The organism is Vibrio sp. D173a (genome assembly GCF_030248475.1).
The window spans coordinates 1-861 of record NZ_JAHGAH010000335.1 but is presented as its reverse complement, the minus strand read 5'-3'; the positions used below and the strand labels follow the sequence as shown (position 1 = coordinate 861).

General features: G+C 48.4%; 1 protein-coding gene. It reads left to right on the top strand.

The annotated features are described in order from the left end of the window. On the top strand, positions 1-420 hold a 420-nt coding region (locus KIV40_RS25395), incomplete at its 5' end, for a transposase (protein WP_285351966.1). Positions 421-861: the final 441 nt, after the last annotated feature.

Sequence of the window (861 nt, the reverse complement as noted above, 5' to 3'; positions counted from 1 at the left end):
GAACTCGGTGATTTACGGCGGTTCGATCATCCTAGAAAGCTAATGGCTTATCTGGGCCTCGTTCCAACCGAAAGCTCAAGTGGCGGTAAAACTCGACGCGGCAGCTTAACTAAGTGCGGGAACAGTCGAGCAAGGCGACTACTGGTGGAAGGCGCACATACCTACAAGCATAAAGCCAATATCTCTGTAGAACTCCAACTTCGACAAGAAGGTCTGCCCAAGGAGATCGTCGATATTGCTTGGCAAGCACAGCAACGATTATGCCGACGTTATCAACGACTGCTCCAAAAAGGAAAGAATAGGAATGTTGTGGTCGTGGCTATCGCTAGAGAAATGATCGCCTATATCTGGGCTATCGCGAGAGAGGTTATCGTGAGCGACGTTGATCCTAAAACTCGTATCGCGAGGCTACCCGCATGAGCAACGAATTAGTGTTATCGCAAAGGATGAAGCATCGGGTGTGGCACAATCACCGACGGCGTTAGGACGGCAATAAAGCGTAAGCTATATTGAACCACGAGCATAGACTGAAGACAGGTGCCACGACGGAACAAGTAAGGTAGGCTCTGCTCGCCAACGGTGAGTAATCCACGTATATCAGCATGAGAACCGACGACATTACTTGCTTCACCAATGCGGTAACACTACTACTGATTTACAAGTAAGGCTCTGGGAATGTGGGAGCAGAAACTTCTACGTTTTAATTGACAGTGGGGGTCATATCAACGCCCAATTAAGGTGTGAGGCACGCAATACCAAAGCCGCCGCAGACCACCTTAAACACCAAAACCAACGCATAGTGAAAATGCCACGCGTGCCGAATCACTCTTAAATTGTTTGATATGCTTGTGGTTCTGAAAC